This is a genomic window from Amycolatopsis umgeniensis (assembly GCF_014205155.1).
GTDB lineage: Bacteria > Actinomycetota > Actinomycetes > Mycobacteriales > Pseudonocardiaceae > Amycolatopsis > Amycolatopsis umgeniensis.
This window is the reverse complement of record NZ_JACHMX010000001.1, coordinates 69715-94828: the sequence shown is the minus strand read 5'-3', so window position 1 is coordinate 94828 and position 25114 is coordinate 69715. Positions and strand designations below refer to the sequence as shown.

The 25114-nt window shown below is 69.3% G+C and carries 14 protein-coding genes; 4 read left to right on the top strand and 10 right to left on the bottom strand.

Going from position 1 to position 25114, the window contains the following annotated elements; genetic code table 11:
- Positions 1–31: 31 nt before the first annotated feature.
- Genes HDA45_RS00435 through HDA45_RS00420 form a run of 4 tightly spaced genes read right to left on the bottom strand, consistent with a single transcriptional unit; the run spans position 32 to position 6943 of the window.
- The gene (locus HDA45_RS00435; protein WP_184891311.1) at positions 32–2119 is read right to left on the bottom strand and encodes an FUSC family protein; all 2088 of its coding nucleotides are present in this window, start codon (positions 2117–2119) and stop codon (positions 32–34) included.
- Positions 2116–5199, bottom strand: coding sequence for a GH92 family glycosyl hydrolase (locus HDA45_RS00430; protein ID WP_184891310.1), 3084 nt, complete (start codon positions 5197–5199; stop codon positions 2116–2118). The genes HDA45_RS00435 and HDA45_RS00430 overlap by 4 nt, the downstream gene beginning before the upstream one ends.
- A 57-nt stretch (positions 5200–5256) precedes the next feature.
- Complete coding sequence (locus tag HDA45_RS00425) at positions 5257–6015, bottom strand: NAD(P)H-binding protein (RefSeq protein ID WP_184891309.1); 759 nt, start codon at positions 6013–6015, stop codon at positions 5257–5259.
- A 31-nt stretch (positions 6016–6046) separates the two neighbouring features.
- Entirely contained in the window at positions 6047–6943 is an 897-nt protein-coding gene (locus HDA45_RS00420; protein WP_184891308.1) for an RNA polymerase sigma-70 factor, read from the bottom strand.
- Positions 6944–7316: 373 nt separating this feature from the next.
- Between HDA45_RS00420 and HDA45_RS00415 the strand changes: the two genes are divergently transcribed.
- Positions 7317–8732, top strand: a complete 1416-nt coding sequence (locus HDA45_RS00415) for an MFS transporter (RefSeq protein ID WP_184891307.1) — start codon at positions 7317–7319, stop codon at positions 8730–8732.
- Between the two features lie 51 nt (positions 8733–8783).
- Here the strand turns inward: HDA45_RS00415 and HDA45_RS00410 are convergent, their stop codons facing one another.
- Entirely contained in the window at positions 8784–13076 is a 4293-nt protein-coding gene (locus tag HDA45_RS00410; protein ID WP_184891306.1) for a GH92 family glycosyl hydrolase, read from the bottom strand.
- A 257-nt stretch (positions 13077–13333) separates the two neighbouring features.
- Between HDA45_RS00410 and HDA45_RS00405 the strand changes: the two genes are divergently transcribed.
- A complete protein-coding gene (locus HDA45_RS00405; RefSeq protein WP_184905169.1) occupies positions 13334–14962 on the top strand; it encodes a tannase/feruloyl esterase family alpha/beta hydrolase in 1629 nt (542 codons plus the stop codon).
- A gap of 131 nt (positions 14963–15093) precedes the next feature.
- Here HDA45_RS00405 and HDA45_RS00400 read toward each other — a convergent pair whose 3' ends face one another.
- The 4 genes from HDA45_RS00400 to HDA45_RS00385 all read right to left on the bottom strand — a co-directional run bounded on the left by HDA45_RS00400 (position 15094) and on the right by HDA45_RS00385 (position 22354).
- Positions 15094–15756 (bottom strand): ABC transporter ATP-binding protein, encoded by a 663-nt coding sequence (locus tag HDA45_RS00400; protein WP_184891305.1) that lies wholly within the window; start codon positions 15754–15756, stop codon positions 15094–15096.
- On the bottom strand, positions 15756–16448 hold the full coding sequence (locus HDA45_RS00395; RefSeq protein ID WP_184891304.1) for an ATP-binding cassette domain-containing protein: 693 nt from the start codon (positions 16446–16448) through the stop codon (positions 15756–15758). Before HDA45_RS00395 ends, HDA45_RS00400 begins: the two co-directional genes overlap by 1 nt.
- On the bottom strand, positions 16441–19017 hold the full coding sequence (locus HDA45_RS00390; RefSeq protein ID WP_184905167.1) for an ABC transporter permease: 2577 nt from the start codon (positions 19015–19017) through the stop codon (positions 16441–16443). The genes HDA45_RS00395 and HDA45_RS00390 overlap by 8 nt, the downstream gene beginning before the upstream one ends.
- Before the next feature lie 148 nt (positions 19018–19165).
- Positions 19166–22354, bottom strand: a complete 3189-nt coding sequence (locus HDA45_RS00385; RefSeq protein ID WP_184891303.1) for a BTAD domain-containing putative transcriptional regulator — start codon at positions 22352–22354, stop codon at positions 19166–19168.
- Between the two features lie 83 nt (positions 22355–22437).
- On the opposite strand from HDA45_RS00385, the gene HDA45_RS00380 reads away from it, so the two are divergent.
- Both HDA45_RS00380 and HDA45_RS00375 read left to right on the top strand, forming a co-directional pair.
- Entirely contained in the window at positions 22438–23313 is an 876-nt protein-coding gene (locus HDA45_RS00380) for an NAD(P)-dependent oxidoreductase (protein ID WP_184891302.1), read from the top strand.
- A 10-nt stretch (positions 23314–23323) separates the two neighbouring features.
- On the top strand, positions 23324–24178 hold the full coding sequence (locus tag HDA45_RS00375) for an NAD(P)-dependent oxidoreductase (RefSeq protein ID WP_184891301.1): 855 nt from the start codon (positions 23324–23326) through the stop codon (positions 24176–24178).
- 49 nt (positions 24179–24227) lie between these two features.
- Here HDA45_RS00375 and HDA45_RS00370 read toward each other — a convergent pair whose 3' ends face one another.
- Positions 24228–25100, bottom strand: a complete 873-nt coding sequence (locus tag HDA45_RS00370; protein ID WP_184891300.1) for a LysR family transcriptional regulator — start codon at positions 25098–25100, stop codon at positions 24228–24230.
- Positions 25101–25114 lie beyond the last annotated feature (14 nt).

Here is a 25114-nt window from a genome sequence, read left to right as displayed (position 1 = left end):
GGCCTCCTTCGGACCACGACGAAGGGGGCCGTCACCCTTTCCCGGACGGTGCCGGATCGGTGGCCTCCACCCCGAAAGCGCGGCCCAGTGCGATCACCGTCTCGTCGAGATGGCCGAGACTGGTGAGCACCGAACGCGCCTGAGGGTCATCGATCCGGTCCGCCACCGGCGTGCCGTCGTCGCGGACCAGCGTCCCGTGCCCGGAACCACCGGGATCACCGATCGCCTTCCCCAGCATCGCGATGTTCTCCCGGATCCGCCCGGTGTACAGCAGCAGCCGGTCCGCCTCGTTCACCAGCAGCCCGGCCTGCGACCGCGCCGCGACGTGCCGGGCGCGGAACGCGATCGTCTCCACCGTCGTGAGCACGTGCCAGCCGTAGTCGCGGCGGCTGCTCAGGTTCACCGGATGGGTGAGCGGCTCGATCGTCGTGCGGACCTTGTCCACCGCCCGGTCCAGATCGCGCGACTTCTCGATGACACTCACGTTCTCCGCACCGGACAACAGGCCCGCGGTCTTCTCGACGAACTCGTCCAATTCGTCCAGGAGCGCCGAGACGTCGTCCAGCATCACCGCGCGGGTGCGCACCGGCACGATCACCACCGCCGCCAGCACCCCGGCCGCCGCACCCACCGCGGTCTCGGCGACCCGGATCCACAGCACCTCGAGGCTGAACGTCCCCAGCAGGCTGTAGAGCAACCCGAGCATGCTGGTGATGAAGAACGCCATGATCACCTGCGAAACCCGCGCCATGTAGACCATGCCGAACACGCACACCAGGATCAGCGCCAGCGTCGCCGGCACACTGCCCGACACGACCAGCGTCAGCACCAGCCCGCCCACGATGCCGATCAGCGTGCCGCCGAGCCGCCGGACGCCCTTCACGAACGTCGCGCCCGCGGTCGACGAGCCGATGAACACCACGAACACCGTCAGCACCGCCCAGTACCACCGCTGGCTCGACACCAGCTCCCCGCCGAGGACGGCGAGCCCGCCGCCCACCACGGCCTGGATCGCGCTGCGGGTCTGGTTGTCGTAGGCGAACGCCGCCGATTTCTCCTCGTCGGGATCGTCGGGATCGTCGAGGGCTTCGGAGACGTCGTGTTCGGCGACCCGCTGTGCCCGCACGTCGGCCAGCGCGAGCTCGGCGATGGCCCGGCGGACCCCGTCGCCGGGAGCGGCGTGCTCGTCGATCCGGCTGCCTTCCACCAGCATCTTGCTGAACTCTTCGGTCTCGCTGATCAGCGGCAGTTCCCGCGGGTCGCGTTCGATCAGCGACCGGAACCGCCGCATCCGCGCGATCAGGTCGTCTCGCACGTCCTCGTCGAGATCTTCCGCGCAGGTGCGCTGCACGGTGATCGTCAGCCATTGCACCGCCAGCTCGACCTCGATCGCGCGGCGGCGGAGCCGGTTCGCCGAGTCCGCGCCGGTCACCTCGGGCGCGGTGTCCTCGATGAGCAGCACGGACTCGTGCATGCGGGCGTTCGTCGTGCGGAGCCGCTTGCGGGTGCGCTCGCTGCCCCCGACCGCGAGATGGTCCTCGGCCGCCCGCACCACCGCGGCGAGCCGCGCCCGGAACGCCCGCCGGATCCGGAGGAATTCCGCGTCGGTGCGCCTGCGCAGCAGGACGAACCGGACGACCGCGTTGGCCGCGATCCCGATGGTCAGCGCCAGCAGCAGCACCGGGACCTGCTTCAGGTGGGTCTGCAGGAACATCGCGAAGAAGAACAGGAAGAACGACAGCGATCCCAGCGCGATCCCGCGTGAACCGAACCGCTGCGCGTAGACCGCGACGAAGATCAGCAGCACGAACACGATGCTGTCCAGCGGCGGCACCGCCGAACCCACACTGGCCGCGGTGAGCGACGCCGCGCCCAGCAGCAGCCCCAGCACCAGCGTCACCGCCTGCTGTCCCGGAGTCGTGTCGTTGACAGTGAAGGCGGACGTCATCGCCGCGATCGCGGCGACGAGGGTGACCGTGAGCGGCTGGTGGAACGGCAGGATGGCCAGCACCGCGACGACGATGCTGAGCACGGCCGAGAAGGCGAGCCGGAGCCGGACCAGGCCGGGATCGGAGGCGACCAGACGGTCGGTCGTGGCCTGGGTGATACGGGCGATCATCGGGCGAGCAGCTCTCCTTGGGCGAGGGTGACCCGCCTGGCGGTGGACGAGGTGATGCGAAGACGGTATCGGGCGTGCCTCGCCGGCCCGGCGAGGGCGAACGGCCGAGTCTGACGTCGCCATCGGAACGTTTCGCCCTCACGCTGGTCCAGCAGCATCCAGCGCTCGCCGTCGTCGGACCCCTCGAGTACCCACGAACGCGGGTCACCCCGGCGGCTTCCCGAGGTCAGCGTGTACATCACGACCTCGCGCGAGGAGCCGTCCGTGGGGAAGTCGATGACCGGTTCACCGGTGGGGAAGGTCACCTCGGTCTTGGTGGTGTCGTCGAACAGGGGACCGGCGCCCACCGCGATGTCCGCGAGCGGGCACGGGGTGGCGGGTTCGGCGGGGGACCGGCCCCAGTCCGACGGCTGCCCGCCCATCGTGAACTCCAGCGTCGCGCCGTCGGCCAGCGCGGCATGGGGGAGCGTGCTGGTGTGGTGCGGACGCCCGTCGATCGTCAGGGACTGGACGTAGACGGTGCCCTCCGTGTTGCCGGGCGCCTCGATGACCAGGTCCTTCCCGTTCTCCAGGTGGACGGTCGCCTTCGTGAACAGCGGCGAACCGATCGCGTACTCGGGGCTGCCCATCGCCAGCGGATAGAACCCGAGCGCGCCGAAGACGTACCAGGCGGACATCTCGCCATTGTCCTCGTCACCCGGATATCCCTGACCGAGGTCTCCGCCGACGTAGAGCCGCCGCAGGACCTCCCGCACGATCCGCTGCGTCTTCGACGGCGCTCCGGCGTGGTTGTAGATGAAGGGGATGTGGTGCGACGGCTGGTTGGAATGCCCGTACTGTCCCATCCGGACGTCGCGGGCCTCGGTCATCTCGTGGATCAGCCCACCGTAGGAACCCGGTTTCCGGCCGGTCTCCGGGGTCGCGAAGAACGTGTCCAGTTTGGACTCCAGCGCTTCGGTGCCGCCGTGCAGCGCGGCGAGCCCGGCGCCGTCGTGGGGAACGGAGAAGGCGGTGTTCCAGGAGTTCGTCTCGGTGAAGTCGCCGCCCCACGCCTCCGGGTCGTAGCCCTCGGCGGCGAAATGACGGCTGCCGTCGCGGTTGCGGCCCTGGAAGAACCCGATCAAGTGATCGAAGTGGTTCGCGTACTGCTGCGAGCGCTGCCGGAAGTACACGGCGTCATCGTGGTGGCCGAGCGCCTCGGCGAAATTGGCCAGGCCGAAGTCGTTGACGCAGCCCTCCAGCGCCCACGACAGACCTTCGTGGACCGACGTGGGCGTGAACCCGAGGAAGATCGACTCGTGCAGGCCCTTCCTGCCGACGCTTTGCCCGCGCGGAGTCACCATCGCGTTCTTCAGCGCCGCTTCGTAGGCGGCTTCGACGTCGAATCCGCGCACACCCTTGAGGTAGGCGTCGGCGAACGCGACGTCGGAACTGGTGCCGGTCATCAGGTTGGCGTACCCGGGGGAGGACCAGCGCGAGATCCAGCCGCCTTCGCGGTACTGCTGGACGAACCCGTCGATCATCCGCCCGCACCGGCCCGGGGTGAGCAGGGCGTACGCGGGCCACGTGGTGCGGTAGGTGTCCCAAAAGCCGTTGTTGACGTACATCTCGCCGTCCACGACCTTCGCGCCGGTCCTCGTGCGGGTGCTGGGACGGAGCCTGCGGATGACCGGGCTCGCGTGGCGCACACCGTTCGGCGTGTCCTCGTGCGCGGAGTTCGGATACAGGAAGAGGCGATAGAGATTGGAGTAGAACGTGTCGCGCTGATCCTCGGTCGCGCCTTCGATCTCGACGCGGCCCAGCACCTCGGCCCACCGCGCGCGGGCCTGATCGCGCACCTGCTCGAAGCTCGTCCCGGCCGGGATCTCCAGTTCGAGGTTCCGCTTCGCCTGCGCGAGGCTGATCAGCGACGTCGCGATCCGCATCGTCACCTCACCCGCCGCGAACTCCAGGACCCCGGTCACCGTCCGCCAGGCCGGGCGCCGGATCTTCCCGCCCCGTTCAGCGGGGACGTCGAACTCGGCGTGGACGAACATCCGCTTCGCCCCGGCCGAAAGCCTGCTGCGGACCCAGGTGTGGCCGGTGACCACGCCTTTCGCCGCGTCCAGCCGCACAGTGCCCCGGTTGCGGGCGTTGTCGAACAGCAGCCAGCCGCGATCACCCGGGAAGGTGAACCGGAACAGGGCCGCGTGATCCGCCGGGGCGATGTCGGCGGTGACGCCGTTGGCGAACCGGACACCGTAGTGATGCGGCCGGTCGATCTCGTCGTCATGGGAGAACGCGAGCGCGCGCCGGGAGCGATCCGGCTCGACCGGGCCGATCCCCGGCATCACCTGGAAGGTGTGCCGGTCGCCCATCCACGGGCTCGGCTGATGCGACAACGCGAACGCCTGCAGCGCCGGACGGTTCGCGGCGTCGTTGTGCCGGTGGTAGCTGTAGAGCCAGTTGGTGGCGCTCGCGTCGGTGACCGGGGTCCAGAAGTTGAAGCCGTGCGGAACGGCCGTCGCGGGGAAGTTGTTGCCCCGCGAGAACTTGTCGCTGGAATGCGTGCCGCGGGTGGTGCGGACGTGGTCGACCGGGTCGCGGGTCTCGACCGCGCGCTCGGCGATCCGGACGTCGTCCAGCCAGCCCGCGCTCGCGCCGTCCGGTGGTTCGCTGACCAGGACGATCCGGGCGATCCGCCGTCCGGCGAACTCGCCCAGCCTGCGCCGCACCAGATTCCACTGGTCGACGTACAGCGTCTTGGCCAGGCCCTGCTCCCCGGCGCTGAAACCGGCTGTGGTCCCGTCGGCGAACTCGACGTCCAGCGCCACGAACGTGCTGCGGTAGCTGGGGACAGCGTCCTTCTCGGCCTCGGGGAAGACCACATAGGACAGTTCCGTGTGGCCGGTGACCTCGATGTCCACTTCGAACACCGTCGCGCGCAGCGAGTTTTCGTAGCGGAGAGCGTGCCCGCCGGTGAACCCGACGCCCGGCTTCGCCGTCGGCGAGGAACTCGGCCCGCCGCCGACGCGCAAGGCCGGATCCACCGGCTGCGGATCACCCGTTTCGAAAGAGGAGAAGAACCCGGTGATCGTCACCAGGCCACCGTAACTCGCACGCGTGAGCACGGCTCGGTGTGGCATCGCGAGGAGTGACTAACCGCGGGAAGCGAGGAACTCCTCGAAGGTGCCGACACCGGTCGCGTTCCCGGGCGTCAGGTTCCCGCCCGCCCGAAACGCCCGGAACGCCTTGCCGGGCAGCCACAGCGGCACGATCGGCTTCCGGCGCCCCATCGACCGCTGGTAGGCCTCCGCCAGGTCACGGGCGGTCCGCACCTCGGGGCCGCCCAGGTCCGGCACCCGCCCGGCAGGCTCGCCGGACGCCAGCGCGACCAGCCGGTCCGCGACGTCACCGGTGCTGACCGGCTGGAACCGGAAGCCGGACGGCATGAACGTCACCGGCAGCCGCCGCTGCGCCGCCGACGCCCGCGCGACGAGGTCGTGGAACTGTGTCGCGCGCAGCACCGTCCACGGCAGACCGGACTCCTCGACCACCTTCTCCGACGCCAGCTTCTCGTTGTAATAGAAGAACCGGATCACGTCGATGCCGACGATCGAGATGTACACCAGATGCGGACCGCCCGCCCGCCGTGCCGCCTCGGCCAGATTCCGCGTCACCTGCTCGTCACCGCGGCCCAGCGTCGACGCGCAATGGATGATCACCGAGACACCGTCGACCGCTTCGGCGAGGCCGTCGCCGGTCCGCAGATCACACCGAGCCCACTCGTACGGTTCACCCGATGGGCGTGGCCGCCGGCTCATGACCCGGACCGGCCGTCCCCCGTCCGACAGACGTCGCACCACCTCACGGCCGAGATCGCCGGTACCGCCGGTCACCAGAATCGGGTTCGTCACCTTGGTCCTCCGTTCACGAGAGCTTCCACCCTCAAGAACCGGCCGGCCACCCGGAACGTGACAACTGCCGCGAGAGGAACGCGAGTTTGCCCGGATTCGCGACCGCGCGGAGCCCGGAGATCCGGCCGTCCACGACCTCGAACCCGAGGATGCCGTACAGGGCGCAGCCTGCGGTCGCGATCACCGCGGGACCGCCGTTGACCTCGCCGATCTCGATCGACACCTGCGCGGCACCGGCGTACATCCCGGCGTAGAGCCGCGCGACCTTCGCCGCGCCGTGCACCGGACGCCGGGCCGCGGTGACCTCGCCGCCACCGTCCGACCACGCCGTGACGTCGGCGGCGAGCAGGCTCTCCAACGCGGGCAGATCCCCGTCCCGCGCCGCCGACAGGAAGCTCTCGACGAGTTTCTCGAGCTGTCGCGGGTTCGAATCCCGTCGCTCGTCCGATCGGTCCAAGGCCCGTCGCGCGCGGCTGTGCAGCTGGCGAGAGTTGACTTCGGACACGTCGAGGATCGCGGCGATCTCGCGATGGCTGTAGGCGAAGGCCTCCTTCAGCACGAACACCGCGCGCTCGACCGGTCCGAGCTGCTCCAGCAGCACCAGCATCGCCAGCGACACCGAATCCCGCTGCTCCGCCGTCTCCATCGGGCCGAGCGTGTCGTCCGAGGTCAGGACCGGTTCGGGCAGCCACGGTCCGACATACCGCTCGCGCCGCGCCCTGGCCGAGGTCAGCCGGTTCAGGCAGAGGTTGGTGACCACTTTCGCCAGCCAAGCTCGCGGCGACGCGATCGACTCGCGTCCGGTGCCCGCCCACTTCAGGTAAGCGTCCTGGACGGCGTCTTCCGCCTCCGCGGCCGAACCGAGGAGGCGGTACGCGAGCCCGAACATGACGGGCCGCAGGTGCTCGAATTCCGTGGCGCCGTCCATCTTCCCCTACGAATCCCGCTTGATCCACTGTGGACGGTCCGAGGCCAGGGGTACCGCTCACCGGGATGGCCGTACCTGATCGGCGCTGACGTCCGCAGTGACTGTATCGGTACGAAGGGAACGTCTGCGTCACCAGGACGAGACCGGAGCGCCCCGCGACGATGAAGGAATTGGGACACTGGACGTCCCAATTCCTTCATCGTCAACTTCCCTTCACGGACCGAACCCACGAACAAAGACCACCTGGACTGTCGCTGCCGCTCACGAGGGGCGTAAGATCAAAGGCATCGGGGTAGAAACGTGCTCTCCGTTCTGAGCACGCGCATACACGGGTTCGAATGAACCGTCACTCCTTCACCTCGAAGGAGTGTTCATGTTGCGTTCCCCCACCTCCCGCAAACCCCGGTCCCTGATCGAAGTATGGCCCGCGCTGGCCGGGCTCTCGGCCGTGTTCCTGTTCGAGATGCTCGACAACTCGATCCTCAATGTCGCGCTGCCGACCATCGGCCGCGAACTCTCCACCTCGACGACCACCCTGCAATGGGTGACCGGGGTCTATTCCGTCGTGTTCGGCGGGCTGATGCTGGCGTTCGGCGCGCTGGCCGACAGGGCGGGCAGGCGCAAGATCATGCTCGTCGGGCTCGTCCTGCTCGGTGTGGCGAGCCTGGCCACGATGTTCGTCACCGCCGCGTGGCAGCTCATCGCCGTCCGGGCCGTCATGGGTGTCGCGGCGGCGATGACCACACCGGGGTCGCTCGCCCTCGCGTTCCGCCTGTTCGACGAAGATGTGCTGCGCGTCCGCGCGACCACGCTGATCTCGACCGTCGGCTTGGTCGGCCTCGCCACCGGCCCCACCATCGGCGGGCTCGCGCTCACCATCGCGCCGTGGCAAGCGCTGCTGATGGTGAACGTGCCTGTCGCCGCGCTCGCGTTCGTCGGCATCCGGACCGGCATCCCCGCCGACGATCCCGCCGAGTCGCACCGCGATCCGATCGACGTCGCGGGCGCCGCGCTGGGAACCGCGACGATCGTCCTTACGCTTCTCGCCCCGACGCTCTTCGTCGAAGCCGGCACCGCCTCGGCGCTGCCCTGGGCCGCCGCAGCGGCCGCGCTCGCCGCCGGGATCTGCTTCGTCCTCCGGGAGAAGACCGCTCGCCATCCCTTGCTGGACTTGAAACTCATCGCCCGCCCCCTGGTGTCCAGCGGCCTGGCGCTCAAGGCCGCGGCCGGACTGGCGACCGCCGGGCTCAGCTATCTCGTGACACTGCACCTCCAGTTCGGCTTGGGCTGGGCACCCGCCCAAGCGGCGATCGGGATGCTGCCCCAGGTCGTCGTCCTGATCGCCGGCGGCGCCCTCATCGGCCCCCTGGTCACCCGGGTCGGCCTCACCAAGGCCGCCTGGCTCAGCGCCGGCGCGGTCGTATGCGGACTCGCCGTCTACACCGTGTTCGGCGGGTTCGGCTACGTCTGGATCGCCGTCGCACTCGCCCTCGTCGCCGCGGGTATGCGCGTGGTCGGTGTCGTCGCGGGCACCAACGTGATGCGCGGCCTGCCGGCGAACCGCACCACCATCGGGGCCGCACTCGTCGACACCGCCAGCGAAGTCACCACCGGCATCGGCATCGCCCTCAGCGGGACCATCCTGGCGCTGGTCTTCCCTGGCGCGTTGACGACGGCCCTGCACACGGCCGGCTTCCAGACCGCGACCACCTACGCGGGACTCGCCCTCACGCTGCTGTCCGCGGTCCTCGTCGGATTCGGCATCCTGCGCGGGCGTCGTCCCGAATAGCGTGAAGGCCCCCTTCGCGACGAAGGGGGCCTTCACGTACTTACCGGAGGACTACAGCTTCGCGCACTGCCCGGCGGACGGGCCGCGGACGGTGTTCTGCAGGTCGTAGTCCGTCGGAGCGGGGGAGTTGGCCGCGCACGCCAGAGGTCCGCCGATCGTGCTGGAAGTCAGCACCGGCCCCTTGTTACCCGTCAACGCCACCGGTCCGCCGATCTCGGTCAGTTCGATCGACACCGGACCGGTCGCCCCGGTGATCGCCACCGGACCGTTCACCCTCGTCCGGTCCAGCACGATCTGGGCCGCACCCGTCGCCGTCAGCGGTCCGGAGATCGACCCGCCTCGCACGATCAGGCTCGCACCCTGCGCCACCGTCACCGGACCGGACACCGTCGCACCGTCCACACAGGTCACCCCGTTCCGCACGGTCAGCGGGCCCTTGCGCTCACCCGTGATCGTCTGGGTGCACGCCGCGTCGGGCTTGCCGAGCACCTCGAACTCCGAAAGCGACGCCTCCCCGCCCGTGGTCGCGGTGACCTCGAGCCGGTAGTAGGCGTAGTGCGCCGGGTTCGCGATCTTGAACGCCCTGGTCTGCTGACGCCACGGGAACGCCTGATCGGTCCGCGCATCCGCGACCGCCCACGTCTTCCCGTCGTAGGAACCCTTCAGCACCCAGCTCTTCGCGTCGCCCGCGCCCTTGCCGGAAGTCAGCGTGTAGAACGAACCTGCCTCCTTCGTCGAGGGCACCTGGTACTGGATCGGCGCCTTGACCTTCGCCTCGGTCCGCGACGTGTTGTCGAAGAACGCCGCGTCCCCGCCGGAGACCGGCTTGGTCAGGTCGTGCACAGGCGTCGGCACCGCGTCGCCCTTGGTGATCGACTTCGGCGCGTCGTCCGGGCCGGTACCCCACGACGACGGGTTCGGGCCCATGTCGAAGTCGAGCGTTCCGCCGTTCGCGATCGACGCGTGCGCCAGCGACGTGGAGGACTGCGCCTTGCCGTTCACCTTCAGGCCCTGGACGTAGACGTTCTTCGCGCTGTTCTTCGGCGCGTTGACCACGATCTTCTTGCCGCCGGGCAGGTTCACGGTCGCCTTGGTGAACAGCGGCGAGCCGATCGCGTAGTCCGAGCTGCCGACCTGCAACGGGTAGAATCCCAGCATGCCGAACAGCCACCAAGCCGACTGCTCGCCGTTGTCCTCGTCACCGCCGTAGCCCTGGCCGAGCTCACTGCCGACGTACAGCCTCGCCAGCGCCTCGCGGACCTTCGCCTGCGTCTTCGACGGCTGACCGGCGTAGTCGTACATGTAGAGCGTGTGGTGCGCGGCCTGGTTGGAATGCGCGTACATGCCCATCCGGACGTCCCGCGCCTCGGTCATCTCGTGGATGATCCCGCCGTAACTGCCGTACTTCAGGCCCGTCTCCGGGGTGGCGAAGAATTCGTCCAATTTGGACGCCAGCCCCGCCTTGCCGCCGAAGAGGTTCGCCAGGCCCTGTCCGTCCTGCGGAACGGAGAACCGCATGCCGTACGCGTTGGTCTCGGTGTAGTCGATACCCCAGACCTCCGGGTCGAACTTGTCCTTGGCCCGGGTGAACTTGCCCGCCGCGTCACGGCCCTGGAAGAAGCCGACACTCGGGTCGAACACGTTCACGTACTGCGTGGCCCGCTCGGTGAAGTAGCCGTAGTTGTCCAGGTACTCCTGCTTACGCGGGTCGGTCGCCGGAGCCTCGTCGTAGAGCTTCTTCGACATGTTCGCGATGGCGTTGTCGTTGACGTAGCCCTCGATCGCCCACGAGAACCCGTGGTCCGCGGTGTTCGGCGCGTACCCGAGGAACGTGCCCTCGTCGATGCCCTTCCGGCCGACCGCGCCGTTCGGCGGGGTCACCGTCGCGTTCTTGATCGCGGAGTCGTAGGCCGACTGGACGTCGAAACCCTTGACTCCCTTGAGGTACGCGTCCGCGAAGGCGGCGTCCGAACTGGTGCCGGTCATCAGATCCGCGTAGCCGGGGGAGGACCAGCGCGAGATCCAGCCGCCGTCACGGTACTGCTGCACGAAACCGTCGACCAGCTTCCCGGTCGTGTCCGGACTGAGCAGCGAATACGCCGACCACACCGTGCGATAGGTGTCCCAGAACCCGTTGTTGACGTAGAACTCGCCGTCGACCAGTTTCGCCCCGGTCTGTGTCGGGGTGTCCTGGCCGGTCTTCGGCGACACCGGGCTCGCGTACTTCTTCACCGGCTTCTCGAGGGTGCCGACGTTCTCGAAGCCCGAGTTCGGGTACAGGAACAGCCGGTACAGGTTGGAGTACAGCGTGATCAGCTGATCCTTCGACGCGCCCTCGACCTCGATGACCTTGAGCTTCTCGTCCCAGGCCTTCGCCGCTGTCTCGCTCACCGACTCGACCGTCGCGTTCGGGGCGAGCTCCTGCTCCATGTTCTTCTTCGCCTGATCGACGCTGATCAGCGAGGTCGCGATCCGCATGTTCACCGTCTTGTCGGCGCCCGCGTCGAACTTGAGGTAACCGAGGACGTTGTCCCGCTTCTGGTCACCGGAACCGGTCGACAGCTTCGAACCGGCCGTCACCGGCTTGTCGAAGGTGGCGTAGACGAACATCCGCGACGCACCCGCGGACAGCCCGCTCTTCACGTCGCTGTAGCCGGTGATGGCCCGGCCCGCGGGATCGAGGGTGAGCCCGCCGTTGTTGTTGACGTTGTCGAAGATCAGGTTCGAATCCGCACCGGGGAACTCGAACCGGTACAGCGCCGCGTGATCGGTCGGCGCGACCTTCGTCTTGATCCCGTTCTCGAAGTCGACGCCGTAGTAGTGCGCCCGCGCAGTCTCGTTGGAATGCTTGAACGGCAGCTTCCGCGCCTCACGGTCGGGATTCGGCACCCCGGTGGCGGCCGAGGGCAGGAACTGGAAGGTCTGCCGGTCGGCCATCCACGGACTCGGCGCGTGGCTCGCGGAGAACGCCTGCAGCGCCGGGAGGTTCTGCTCGTTGTTACGCGAGTGGTAGGAGTACATCCAGCTCAACGTGCCCGCGTCGGTCGTCGGGATCCAGAAGTTGAACCCGTGCGGAACCGCGGTCGCGGGCATGTTGTTTCCGCGAGAGAACGAACCGTTCGACAGCGAACCGCGCGTGGTCAGCACGTTGTCGGACGGGCGCAGGCTCGCCGGGGGAGTCGGCGTCGCCGAGACCTTGATGTCGTCCAGCCAGCCCTGCAGCGAACCCGGGCCGCTGGCGTTGTCGTAGCCGACAAGGATCCGGTCGACCGTCTTGCCCTTCGCGACCACGCCGATCTGCGAGCGCACCAGGTTCCACTGGTTGGTGTAGAGCACCTTGCTCGCGCCCTGGCCCTGCGGCGAAAGCCCGAAACCGTACTGGTCGACGGCGCCGAGCTGGCTCAGGTACGTGCCGTCGGTGAACGCCAGGTCCACCGCGACGTTCGTGCTCGGGTACTTCAGGTCGCCGCGGATGAACTCGGGCTGCACCTTGTACGACAGCTCCGAGGTCGCCGCCACCGGGATGTCGACGTCGAAGATCTTGTTGTAGGACCAGCCGTGCCCCTGCGCCTTGTGGCTGCCGGAGTAGCGGAACGCCCGCGTGCCGGTGAAACCGACGCGGTTCTTGTTCGTGTAGCCGCCCGTCGGGCCGCTGTCGGCGAAGCTGCGCATGTTCGGCAGCGCCGGCGGGGCCGGGTCCTCGTTGGCCAGCAGCAGCTCCGAGAGCTGCATGATGTCGCCGCCGTTGTTCTTCGTGATGTTCAGCCGGAAGAACTTGTACGCGGCGCTCGCCGCGGGCAGGCGGTACTCCTTGGCCTGGAACCGCTCCGAGAACTTCTGGCCGGTCTGCTTGTCCAGATCCGTCCAGGCCTGGCCGTCCGCGGAACCCTGCAGCGTCCAGTCCTGCGGGTCGCGGTTGTCGAAGTCGTTCGCCGAGGAGAGCGCGTACCGCGTGATCGACGTCGGCTCCGACAGCACGACCTGCGCGAAGCCGTTCGGGGTCCAGGCCAGCCACTTGGTGTCGGTCGAGCCGTCCACCAGGTTCGACACCCCCTCGTTCGGGGTGTTCTCGCTGTTGGCGGACGTCTCGGTGACCTTGCCGCGGATGTCACCGGGGATGGTGGTGGCGTTCGCGCCGTCGACGCCGAACGTCTTCGGCTTGCCGGACGGGTCGACGTCGACGGTGTCGCTCCACGTCGGCTGCGGTTCACCCTGTTCGAAAGAGGAGTAGAAGTCCGGCGGGGCTTCTTCGGCCGCGGCGGCGGCCGGGAGGGCTACCAGCCCAGACGCCACGACCGTGGCACTCAGGAGGCTGCAGACCAGAGGTCTGACGCTTCGGGGCATCGTTGCACCAATGCTTTCTCGCGGGGGCATGCTGGGCGCCGCACAGGCGGGGGACCGGTGGCGCCAAGAGAGAAGAACTCGGTTGTGACATCGATGTCAAGGCACCCGGACAAACCTGACCCGAACTGGACAACCCGGATGCCCTTGCGAGCGCTCCCGAAACACGGTGGACAACCTCCGGGGGCCGCGCCAGGGTGAACGAACACGACTGGAAGCCGATCCGGGGAAACTGGGGTGGGGAAATGCGGCGGTTGTCCATGCTCGGCGTGGCAGCGCTCATCACGGCAGGCTCGATACTCACGGCGCCGGCGGCCACCGCCGGCGAAACGACCTTCCGCCCGGTGCGCACCTGCGCCGATCTGGTGCGGACCTATGACGTTCCCGGTGCGGTGACGCACGTCAAGACCGCCACCGTGGTGCCCGCGACGGCGACCGAACCGGAGAACTGCGACGTCCGCGGCTACGTGGAACCGGCGGTCCAGTTCCAGCTCCGGCTGCCGACCAAGACCTACGCGGGCCGCTATCTGCAGTTCGGCTGTGGCGGGTTCTGCGGCGCCGTCACCCCTCCGCCGTTCACCGACTGCGGGCTGCCGCACGGCGGTGACGTCGCGGTCGCGGCCACCGACGACGGCCACGTCGGCAAGACCCCGCTCGTCTTCGACGACGGCAAGTGGGCCGAGAACGACCAGGCCGCCCGAGACGACTTCGCCTTCCGGGCGCCGCACGTCGTCTCGAAGGCGTCCAAGCGCCTCATCTCGGCGTTCTACGGCGCTCCGCCGAAGAAGTCCTACTTCAGCGGTTGTTCCGACGGCGGCCGCGAGGCGCTCCTGCTGGCACAGCGCTACCCGCACGACTTCGACGGCATCGTCGCCGGCGCGCCGGCCGGCTACTGGGGCCCGCTGATCGGCGTTTACCAGACCTGGCTCGCCAAGGTGAACACCGGCGCCGACGGCAAACCCATCCTGACCGGGGACAAACTCCCGGCACTACACGCCGCCGCACTGTCCTCTTGCGACAAATCCGACGGACTCGGCGACGGCGCGATCGACGACCCGCGCACCTGCCGGTTCGACCCGGCCACGATCGCCTGCCCGCCCGGCACCGACAACGCCGGCTGCCTCACGCCCGCACAGGTCGAGGCCACCAAGAAGATCTACGCGCCGCCCACCGACGAACGCGGCCGCAAGCTGTACCCGGGCGGCCAGACCGTCGGCTCCGAACTGTCCTGGTACGGCTGGACGATCGCGGCACCCGAGTTCGGTGGCGTCCCGTTCGCGCAGGCACTCGCCGACAACTATCTGAAGTACATGGCGTACCCGATCGGGACACCGCATTCGTCGGTCGAGAAGTTCGCCTTCACGTCGCGTGAATTCGACAAGCTGACGCCGGAAGGCATCCGCTCCAACGCGATGTCGACGGATCTGCGGGAATTCCGGCGCTCCGGCGGCAAACTCGTGCTCTGGCACGGCTGGGCGGATCAGGCGATCCCGGCCGCGGGCACCGTCGACTACTACCAGCGCCTCACCCGCGCCAACGGCGGCCCCGCCGCGACGCGGGACTGGGCCCGGCTGTTCATGGTCCCCGGGCTGTATCACTGCGCCACCGGCGACAAGCTGACCGAGTACGACCCGCTGAAGGAACTGGTCTCCTGGGTCGAACGCGGTACCGCGCCGGACAAGACCATCGCCACCGGCCGTGACGCCGACGGCAAGGTCTTCCGCACCCGACCGGTGTTCCCGTACCCGCTGCAGGCGAAGTACGACGGCACCGGAAGCGTCGACGACGCCGCGAACTTCGTGCCGGTCCCGCCGTCGCGGCCTTCGCAGGACATCGTGAACTGGGCCGGGAACGATCTGTACGGCAAGGCGGGTCCGGTCGCTCCGTAGCGCGCCTCGCGAGTGGGCGTGGGGCGATCCGTAAGTCCGTGAAGGCCTCCTTGAGGGACCCAGGGTCCCTCAAGGAGGCCTTCACGGACTTGGGCCGGATCCAAGTAGGTACCTAAGGCAGACTTACCTACTCACGAGAGAACGCCGTCCAGCAGCCGTACCCGCCGGTCCGCGATCCGGTGCACGTCGTCGTCGTGCGTCGCCACGATGACCGCGGCGCCTTCTTCCGCGCAGCGTCGCAACAGCCGCAGCACCCGCGGTGTGCTCCCGGCATCGAGGTGCGCTGTCGGCTCGTCGGTGAGCAGGACCCGAGGCCGCCCGCTGACCGCCCTGGCGAGCGCGACCCGTTGCTGCTGTCCGAAAGAGACCTCGAGCGGATAGCGGTCGCCGAGTTCGCCGATCCCGAGCTCCTCCAGCAGTTCCGAAACCCGCGCGTGGATGTCCTTCGCGCTGGGTTTGGGGACGTCGGACCGCAGCCGCAACGGCAGCGCCACGTTCTCCGCGATCGTCAGTTCGTTCGCCAGGCCGAGAGCCTGTGGCAGGACCGCGCACGTGTGCCACGCCGGCGCGCCCGCTATCGGGACGCCGTCCAGCAGGACACTGCCGGAATCGGGCGAGTCGAAGCCGCACAGCAGGGCCAGTAGCGCGCTCTTGCCGGAACCGGACCGGCCGGAAACGGTGACCAGTTCGCCCGCGGCCACCCGCAGTTCGAGCCCGCGCAGGACTTCGACGTCCCCGCTGGGATGGGGGAACCGGCGGCGCAACCCGACGGCCTCGAGGGCGGGTTCCGCCATCACGGCACGACCTCCCGTTCTTCGACGTTTTCCAGGCTGCCCTTGTGCATCCGCGCGACGCGGCTGCCGAGTTCGATGAGCCGGTCGTCGTGCGAGGCGACGATGACCGCGAAATCCTGGTCCGCCAGATACCTCAGCGTGTCGAGCACCAGGTCGGCCGACCCTTCGTCCAACTGGGACGTCGGCTCGTCGGCGAGGACGACTGTCGAGCGGCGCGCGAGGGTGCAGCCGAAAGCGAGACGCTGCTGCTGGCCGCCTGACAGCGCGGAGATCTGCCAGGCGCCGGTGCCGCCCAGCCCCAGCTGCTCGAGGATGTCGTCCGGCAGGCATTCCGTCCCGGCCGACTCCGCCGCCGCGCGGAGGTTGTCCGCGACGCTCAGATACGCGAGCAGGTTGTCGGTCGGGTTCTGGAACACCAGGCCGAGGTGGTTCCGCCGCAGCGTCCGGCGGTCGCGGTGCCGCAGTGTGCCGGTTTCGGTTCCCTGGAAGGAGATCGTGCCCCGCGCGGGCTGCTCGAACAGGCCGAGCGTCCGCAGCAGGGTGGATTTGCCGGAACCGGACGGCCCGGCCAGCACGGTGATCCCGCGAGCGGGGATGTCGATGGTGACGTCGTCGACACCGGTGACGGTGCCCGCGGGCGTCTGGTAGTCGACGCCGATCCCGCGCAGCCGGAAGATCGGTTTCTCAGGCACGGATCAGCTCCGCGGTCCGGGCGGTGCGCACCGAGCGCATCGCGATCCAGCCTGCCAGCGCCACGACGAGCACACCGACGGCCAGTACGGTCAGGGCGAGCGGGGTCGGATTGGGCAACGCCGACCGAGGGGCGAGGAACGTCGCAGGGTCGAAGCGCGGCACCGAAAGACCCGCGACCGAAACACCGCAGGCGACGCCGATGACCACCGCGAGCCCGCTGAGCGCGCCCAATTCCATCAGATGGCTCGCCAGCAGGGCGCGCGGTCGCATCCCCATCCGCAGGACGAGCGCCCCGGCCAGCGCGTTCTGACGTCGGCGGACCTCGACGGCGACCAGCAGCGACAGCACCGCGACCACCCCGAGCACGGCCCCGAGCAGCGCCATGAACGAGAACGTCCAGGACACGACGTAGAACGGAAGCGCGTCGAGGGCGGACTCACGGGTGACGCGGTTGACCGCGGTGGCCACCCCCACCGAGATCAGCGCCTCGGTGACCTGTGTCATCGACGAGCCGGACAGCAGGCTCCACTTGGGCACGGCGGCCAGTTGCGCGGTGCTGAGCGATTCCCGCGAGATCACGTACCCGGCCTTGGTGCCGACGATCGGGAACATCGGCAGTTCGCCGATCGTCCTGGCATCCGGGAGACCGGCGGCCAGCTGGGTTTTCTGGGCGGCGTCGTTCCCGACCCGGATCGCGGGGATACCGGCGCCGGGGCTCGAAAGGCCGCCCAGCAACCGGCCGACCTCGTCACTGTCGAGCGGGCCGAGCGTGGCGGCACGCCGGAAGGTCTGCGGATCCACGACCAGCACGACATTGCCGCTGCCGGTCAGCTCGCCGACGATCGTGGTGGTGCCGCTGATCTCGGCGGGCAGCGGGATCTTGCCGGTACCGATGACGCTTTCGGTGTCCACCCGGGTCTCGGCGCCGACGAAGATCGCCGACTTGGTGTGCAGCGCCTCCTCCTGTCCGCGCGCGATACCGATCCCGGTCGCCAGGGTGCCGATGGCCAGGGTGCCGATCACGAGGACACCGGTGACCGGCGCGCGAGCGCTGGCGAGCCGTCGGATCGCCAGTTGCAGTGCCGGCCGGGACCACAGCCGCGCGCGATGCGAAGCGAGCAACGCGAGCCAGGCCAGCCGCGCGGCGAGCAGGCCGACGGTGAGCACGACGAACACCGGATAGGTGAGCGCGAGCGGGTCGACCTGGGGGAGCGGGTTGCCGAGCCGGGATCCCTTGCCGTAGTCGACGAGCCGGGTCCAGCCGAGCAGGGCGACGCCGGCGGTGAGCAGTTCCCACGGGAAGATCGCCAGCAGCTTCACTCCCTTGCGGCGTCCCGACTTGATCCTGCCGAGTTCGAACTCCCGATGCGTGCGGACGGCGATCACCCCGGCCAGCAGCGCGAGCGAAACCAGCAGGATGGCGGCCGCGACCAGCGACCCGCTCAGCAGCGCGCCGTCGCCCAGATCACCCGGTGGTCCGTAGACCCCGAGCAGCAATCTCGCCAGCACCGCGCCCGCGACGCCACCGGCGACGATGGGCAGCCCGAGTTCGGCGACGGCGAGCAGCCCCAGTGCCCCTGGCGCGCTGCCGCGGGCGGCGAGCAGTCGCAGCTGAGGCTGCCGACGCTGGTACCACTGCAACGCGACGGTGCCGATACCGGCGCAGCCGACCAGGATGCTGATGGCCGCGAGCGGAAGGATCGAGATCAGGACGTTCGATTCGGCCTGGTTGCTGATCTCGACCGAACGCTCGAACGGCAGAGACCCGGTGATCGCGTCACCGAGACCGCGGGCGCCGAGATCCGCCTTGACGTCGGCGATGAGCGCCTTCGAGCGTTCCAGCAGGTCCTCTGCCTCGCTCACGGTCTTGGGCGGGGCCTCGTAGAACGACAGGTGCAGTGTCTTGATCGCCGGAATGCCCAGTGCGTGGACGGCGTCGTCGAAGGTCTTCCCGTCGGTGGCGAACATGACCGAGTCGAGCGGATCGTTGGCGAGCCTGCTGACCACGGCGTTCCGCTGCTGCGAGCACCACCAGCGCGGCGCCGGGTCGGCGAGGTCGCGGTACAGCCCGGTGACCGGGGGGAGAGGGGTTCCCCGGAAGCTCGGTGTGGTCCCGGCTTTGATCCCTTCCGCCTTGGCCACGACGGTCCCGAGCAGGAGCCCGGCGCCCACCGACCCGTTCGTCACGTCGAGGTGACCCGGGACCGCCTGGTCCCGGTGGGCGAGGGTGACCTTGTAGTTGGAATCCCCGTTGAACTCGGTGCCGACGAGAACGGTCGTGTAGCGGGAGGTGACCGGCGCGGCGAAACCGTGCGCCGGAGCCTGACGGCGGACCGAGTCGATGATCTGCGGAGCAGCCGCGGCAGGGACGTTGTCCTTGCTGAAGACCGGTCCGTAGTAGTCCGGACACGCGATGCCGGACTGGTACGCGACGGCCGCGCCGCCCGCGGCCGAGGCCTGCAGGATGGCCGCGGTGCCGAGGAAACAGGCCAGTAACGCGGTCACCGCGGCGATGATCAAAGTCAAAGGGCTGGTCAATGCCGCCCGCGGAGCCGCTCGCCACGGCATCGTCACCCTGGGCCCGCCGGGAGCCCCCCACCTCACCCGCATGGATACGCACGCTACCGGTCAGGGCGGCTCGGCGACAGAAAGAAATCACCCTTTGTTGCCGACGTGAAGTAAAGGCTTGGTCCATTGTGGTGACGTGGGTGCCCGACTACTGACTGTCCGTCACCAGTTGATCGATCGAGGTCGCCGCGCCGGCCGTGCTCTCCTCCGAGAATGCGGTTTCTCCGAGAGCCGCGACGATGACCCCGGTGATCCGGTCGACGTCGCCGCGCTCGGCCTTCGGCAGGGGAGCGCCCGCCGATTCCCGGGAGGCCGCCGCGGCGCCCAGCAACCGTGCGGCCGGGCGATATGAGCCGGCGGCGGCTTCCGCACCGGCAAGGCCCTCGAGACCGAGGGCGATCGCGCGGGGATCCCCGCCATGGCGAGCGATCGTGAGACCGTCCGATTGGAGCCGCTTCGCCTTCACCGCGTCTCCGCGCTGCTCCGCGATGAAACCCAGTTCGGCGAGGGCCAACGTGCTGCCCGCTTCGGATTCCACCCGGCGATGCCAGTCCAGAATGGACAGCAGCCGCCGCTCGGCCTCGTCGAACAGCCCCTGCCGTCGCGCGCCGAGAGCGAGCCCTGTCTCGGCGTAGACCTCGCCGGGCGTGAAGCTGTGCTCGATGGCCAGCGCCTTCGCCCGCTCATGGAACTCCCTCGCGGTCTCGAAGTCGCCGGTGAGCAACGCCATCCGCCCGACCCACGACAGTTTGTAGGCGACCTCCGGCCACAGCTCCAGCTCCTCCGCGCGGCGAAGGCTTTCCCGGTGGACGCGGGCGGCGTGGTCGTAATCCCCGGCGATCGAGGCCAGCATGCCGAGCACGAACGACGCCTGCAGCCAGCCCCAGCGCTCGCCCAGCTCGTCGAAGATCCCGGCGCTCTGGGCGGCTGTCCGGCCGCCGCCGGTGAGGTCGCCCCCGGAGATCAAGTGGCTCGCCCTGTCGCTCAGCGCGGCCGCGGCACTCCAGTCGTCGCCGACGTCACGGGCGGTTTCGAGCGCGCCGAGAGTGAGCTTCTCCGCCCGGCAGAGGTCGCCGACCGTGGACCAGGCGTAGCCGAGGAACCACAGCGCCCGCGCCCGCGCCACGGGATCGACGATGGCCCACACGGTCTCCTCCGCCACCCCCTCGGTGCAGGTGCCGTCGAGCACGGCGATACCGGTGCGCCAGCCGAGCGCCTTCGCATGGTCGTCGCTGGTGCCGATCTCGGCGTCGAGCACCAGGTCCAGTGAGCGCCGAGCCTCAGTCAGCCTGCCGCGGAGGAACCAGAACCACGCCGTCGCGTTCACCAGCCGCAACGCGAGCCGGTGTTCGCCTTGCCTCAACAGGGTTTCCAGCGCGCGGCGGGTGTTGGCACCCTCGGCGTCGAGCCTGTCGAGCCAGCGACGCTGCTCCCTGCTGCGCAACCCCGCGTCACCGCGCTCGGCCAGTTCGACGTGGAAACGCGCGTGCCGCAAGGACAGCTCGTCGAGTTCGCCCGCTCGACCGGCGTGGTCCAAGGCGTACGCCGAGACCGACTCCAGCAGCCGGAACCGGGGCTCGCCCGACCTGCCCGGCCTGCTGACCACCAAGGACCGGTCGACGAGCCGGGACAGCAGGTCCAGGACGTCGGCGGCCGCGATCTCGCCGCCCGCGCAGACCGACTCGGCCGCGTCCAGACCACACCCTTCGGCATGGACGGCGAGCCTGCGGAGCACGATCTGCTCGGGCTCGCTCAGCAGGCTCCAGCTCCAGTCGATCATCGCGCGGAGGGTCTGCTGACGGCGCGGCCCGCCCCGCCTGCCCGAGGACAGCAGGCCGAACCTGTCGTCGAGACGGGCGAGGAGTTCGTGCACACCGAGCGTCCGGACCCGGGTGGCGGCGAGTTCGAGGGCCAGCGGGATCCCGTCGAGCGTGCGGCAGATCCGGGCGACCACGCCCGCGTTCTGTGCGTCGAGCGCGAATCCGGGGGCGGCGGCCGCGGCCCGGGCGGTGAACAGCCGGACGGCGCTCGACTCCCGCACGGTGGCGAAATCGGCCTGCTCGGGCAGCTCGAGCGGCGGGACGGCCCAGACCGTCTCCCCGGGCAGGCCGAGCGGCTCCTGACTGGTCGCGAGCACGCGCAGGCGAGGTGCCGCCGAAAGCAGCCGCTCCACCAGCGCCGCGACCGGCTCGACGACCTGCTCGCAGTTGTCGAGGACGACCAGGATCTCTTTGTCGCGCAAGGCATCGGCCAGTGACCGCGTCAGCGTCTTCGCGGAAGTGGCCTCCTCGTGGAGGTCCAGCACGGCTGTCAGGACGACGGCGACCAGATCTTCCGGCGGACACGTCGGGCACGCGACGTTGTCCAGGCCCGCCAGTTCGACCAGCCAGGTGCCGTCGGCCATCGCCAGCTTCGACGCGGCCTCGATGGCGAGCCTGGTCTTGCCCACCCCGCCGGGACCGGTGAGGGTGACCAGCCGTGTGTCGGTGACGAGCGCTCCGACCTCCTTGACCGCCGTCGTCCGGCCGACCAGGTCGGTCAGCGCCTCCGGCAGGTTCCCGCGTACCGGCGCGGCGGCACGGACGGGTTCGAGATCGGGACTCCGGACGAGGACCGCCTGGTGCACGGCCGCCAGGTCCGGCCCCGGTTCGAGCCCGGACTCGTCGCGCAGGCGGGTGCGCAGTTCGGCGTACGTTTCGAGCGCTTCGCTATGCCGCCCCGCGGCGTACAGCGCGCGCATCAGCAGGCCGCGGAGCCGCTCGCGGAGCGGATGCCGCGAGACCAGACCGGCCAGCTCCCCGGTGAGGACGCCGTGTTCGCCGAGCGCCAGCCGGGCTTCGGCTCGCTCCTCCTCGGCGAGCAGCCGCTCTTCCTCCAGACGCTGTGCCGCGGCCACGGCGAAGGTCTCGTCCTCGAAACCGGCATACGCGGGCCCGCGCCACAACGCCAGCGCGTCCCCCAGCAGCGCGGCACGAGCGCGTGGATCGGCGGTGTCGCGGGCTCGGGCGGTGAGCGTGCGGAAACAGTGGACGTCCAGGCCACCGGCCTCGACGGCGAGGACATATCCGGCGGGTTGATGCGTCACGAGTTCCCGGGCGCCCGGCTCGGCGCGATCGAGGGTGCGGCGCAGCTGGGAGACCTTGGTCTGCAGGGTGTTGCCCGGATTGCCCGGCGGATGCTCGCCCCACAGATCGTCGGCCAGCGACGACACCGACGCCGCCCTGCCCTCCCGGCTCAGCAGCCCGGCGAGCAGGAGGCGGACCTTCGCCTCGGGCACGACGACGGGCTCGCCCGCGGTCGTCCACACGGCGAGGGGTCCCAACACTCCGAAACGCACGAAACCGACGTTAGCGCGGACCACCGACAACCTCGTGCGCGAACCCGCAGCGATCCGTGCGCGGACGGCGTCACGGTGGTCCCATGACCGAACACGGCAAGACCCCGGTGACGGTACTGGGGCTGGGCGCGATGGGAACCGCGCTCGTAGAGGCACTACTGACCGCGGGACATCCGGTCACCGCTTGGAACCGGACCGCGAGCCGCGCCGAGGGCGTGGCGGCGAAGGGAGCCACGGTCGCGTCGACCGTGTCCGAGGCTCTCGCTGCCAACAAGATCGTGATCACCTGCCTGCTCGACTACGACTCGGTGCACGAGGTCCTGGACCCGGTCGCGGCCGGGCTCGAGGGACGGCAGTTGATCAACCTGACCAACGGTACCCCCGGCCAGGCACGCGAGATGAACGCGTGGGCCGAAGAACAAGGTGCGGAGTACTTGGACGGCGGGATCATGGCGGTTCCGCCGATGATCGGCTCACCGCAGGCGTTCATCTTCTACAGCGGCTCGGGCACGGTCTTGGGCCAGGCGCGCAGCGCGCTCGACACCTTCGGCGGCGTCAACTATCTCGGCGTCGACCCCGGACTGGCGCCGTTGCACGACCTCGCGCTGCTCAGCGGAATGTACGGGAACTTCATCGGCGTCATCCAGGCCTTCACTCTCGTCGGCTCGGCCGGGGTCAAGGCGAGGGAGTTCGCTCCGCTGCTTCGCGGCTGGATGGACGCGATGAACGACTTCCTGGAGCGCGCCGCCGAGAAGATCGACGACGGCGATTACGTGACCGGTGTCGTGTCGAACATCGAGATGCAGGCCGCGGCCTTCCCGAACCTGGCGAAGGCCGCGGAGGAGCAGGGCGTCAGTGCCGAACTGCTCATGCCCCTGGGGCCGCTCATGGACAAACGGGTCGCGGCCGGATACGGCGCCGAGGACCTGGTCGGCGTCATCGAACTACTGAAGAAGTGAGGAAAGAACAATGATCACCATGATCGGGCTCGGCCCGATGGGCCAGGCCATGGTCCGGGTACTGCTGGAGAACGGCCACGGCGTGACGGTCTGGAACCGCACCGCCGCCCGCGCGGACGGTGTCGTCGCCGCGGGTGCGGTGCGCGCCGAGACGGTGGCCGACGCGGTGTCCGCGTCGGAACTGGTGCTGCTGAGCCTCACCGACTACACCGCGATGTACGACATCCTCGGCAAGGCCGAGGAAACGTTGGCGGGCAAGGTGATCGTCAACCTCAGCTCGGACACCCCGGAGAAGACCCGCGAAGCCGCCGACTGGGTCAAGGCTCACGGGGGGCAGTTCATCGCGGGCGGCGTGATGGTCCCGGCGCCGTTGGTGGGCAAGGAAGGGGCCTACGTCTTCTACAGCGGTCCGGCGGAGGTGTTCGAGAAGTACCGCGAGACCTTGGCACTGATCGGGCGGGCGGACTTCCTCGGTGAGGACGTCCGGCTGGCGCAGCTGTTCTATCAGGCGCAGCTGGACATCTTCCTGAACTCGCTTTCGGCGTTCATGCACGCGAGCGCGCTGGTGCGTTCGGCCGGGGTGCCACTGCGGAAGTTCGTCCCGTACGCCAAGGACAACTTCGCGATGATGGACTTCTACCTGGAAGCGTCGGCCGAGCAGATCGAGAAGGGCGATCACCCCGGCGACGAGGCCGACGTGATCATGATGGGCGCGAGCGCCGACCACATCGTGCAGGCGAGCCGGGACGCCGGGATCGACGTGCTCCTGCCGGAGGCGGTCAAGTCGCACTACGACCGGGCGATCGCCGCGGGACACGGGCGCAGCTCGTGGACCAGCCTGTTCGAGGTCATCAAGGAAGGCTGACCGTCCGTGAAGGCCTCCTTCCCTACCTTCAGCGTAGGGAAGGAGGCCTTCACGGAGCGACGCCCAGCACCTCCAGGAAAGCCTTCGCCGCCGGAGTGACCGTGAAGCTGTTCCAGACGAGATGCTCGATCCGCGCGGGAGCGTCCGTCACCGGCACGGTGACCACCCCGGTCAGGTTCGGCACGTACTTCGACGGCAGCAACGCCACTCCCAGTCCCTGGTGGATGAGCCGGGCCATGAAATCCGCGGCTGACACCTCGAAGGCGACTTCCCGGGTCACCCCCGCGGCGGCGAAGGCCTGATCCGTCTGGGCCCGTCCGGCCGATCCCGAGGGGAAGTCGGCGAACACTTCGGCCGAAAGCCGCTTCAAGTCCACTTCGGACTCGACGGCGAGCGGATGACCGGGTGCCACCACGGCGACCAGGTCGTCCCGCCCCAGTTCGCAGGTACCCACACCCGATGGCCGGTCCGACACCGGCAGGCCGAGGAACGCGACCTCGATCGCGCCGTCCTTGATCTGCTGCACCAGATGTCCGCTCGCGCCGACGCGCAGCCCGATCCGGACGTGCGGGTACCGCCGGTGGAACGTCTGCAGCGCCGCCGGGACGTCGACCGCCGCGACCGTCGGGATGATGCCGACGGTGAGCCGCCCGCGGATCTCGCCGACGGCCGCGGCCACCTCCGAGCCCGCCCGCTCGGCGGCTTCGAGACATTGGCGGGCGGCGGGCAGGAACGCCTCGCCGGCGGCCGTGAGCCGTACCCGGCGGCTCGTGCGCTCGAACAGCCTCGCGCCGAGTTCCCGTTCCAGCCGTGCGATCTGGTGACTCAACGCCGACTGCACGACGAGGCATCGTTCCGCGGCTCGCGTGAAGCTGTTCGTCTCCGCCACCGCCACGACGTACCGCATCTGCTGGAGCTCCATGGATCTATCTTGAA

Bases quoted from the DNA above. Each gene is read 5' to 3' on its own strand.
- HDA45_RS00435 (WP_184891311.1), bottom strand. From the start codon at position 2,119: ATGATCGCCCGTATCACCCAGGCCACGACCGACCGTCTGGTCGCCTCC.
- HDA45_RS00420 (WP_184891308.1), bottom strand. From the start codon at position 6,943: ATGGACGGCGCCACGGAATTCGAGCACCTGCGGCCCGTCATGTTCGGG.
- HDA45_RS00415 (WP_184891307.1), top strand. From the start codon at position 7,317: ATGTTGCGTTCCCCCACCTCCCGCAAACCCCGGTCCCTGATCGAAGTA.
- HDA45_RS00410 (WP_184891306.1), bottom strand. From the start codon at position 13,076: ATGCCCCGAAGCGTCAGACCTCTGGTCTGCAGCCTCCTGAGTGCCACG.
- HDA45_RS00405 (WP_184905169.1), top strand. From the start codon at position 13,334: ATGCTCGGCGTGGCAGCGCTCATCACGGCAGGCTCGATACTCACGGCG.
- HDA45_RS00400 (WP_184891305.1), bottom strand. From the start codon at position 15,756: ATGGCGGAACCCGCCCTCGAGGCCGTCGGGTTGCGCCGCCGGTTCCCC.
- HDA45_RS00390 (WP_184905167.1), bottom strand. From the start codon at position 19,017: ATGCCGTGGCGAGCGGCTCCGCGGGCGGCATTGACCAGCCCTTTGACT.
- HDA45_RS00380 (WP_184891302.1), top strand. From the start codon at position 22,438: ATGACCGAACACGGCAAGACCCCGGTGACGGTACTGGGGCTGGGCGCG.
- HDA45_RS00375 (WP_184891301.1), top strand. From the start codon at position 23,324: ATGATCACCATGATCGGGCTCGGCCCGATGGGCCAGGCCATGGTCCGG.
- HDA45_RS00370 (WP_184891300.1), bottom strand. From the start codon at position 25,100: ATGGAGCTCCAGCAGATGCGGTACGTCGTGGCGGTGGCGGAGACGAAC.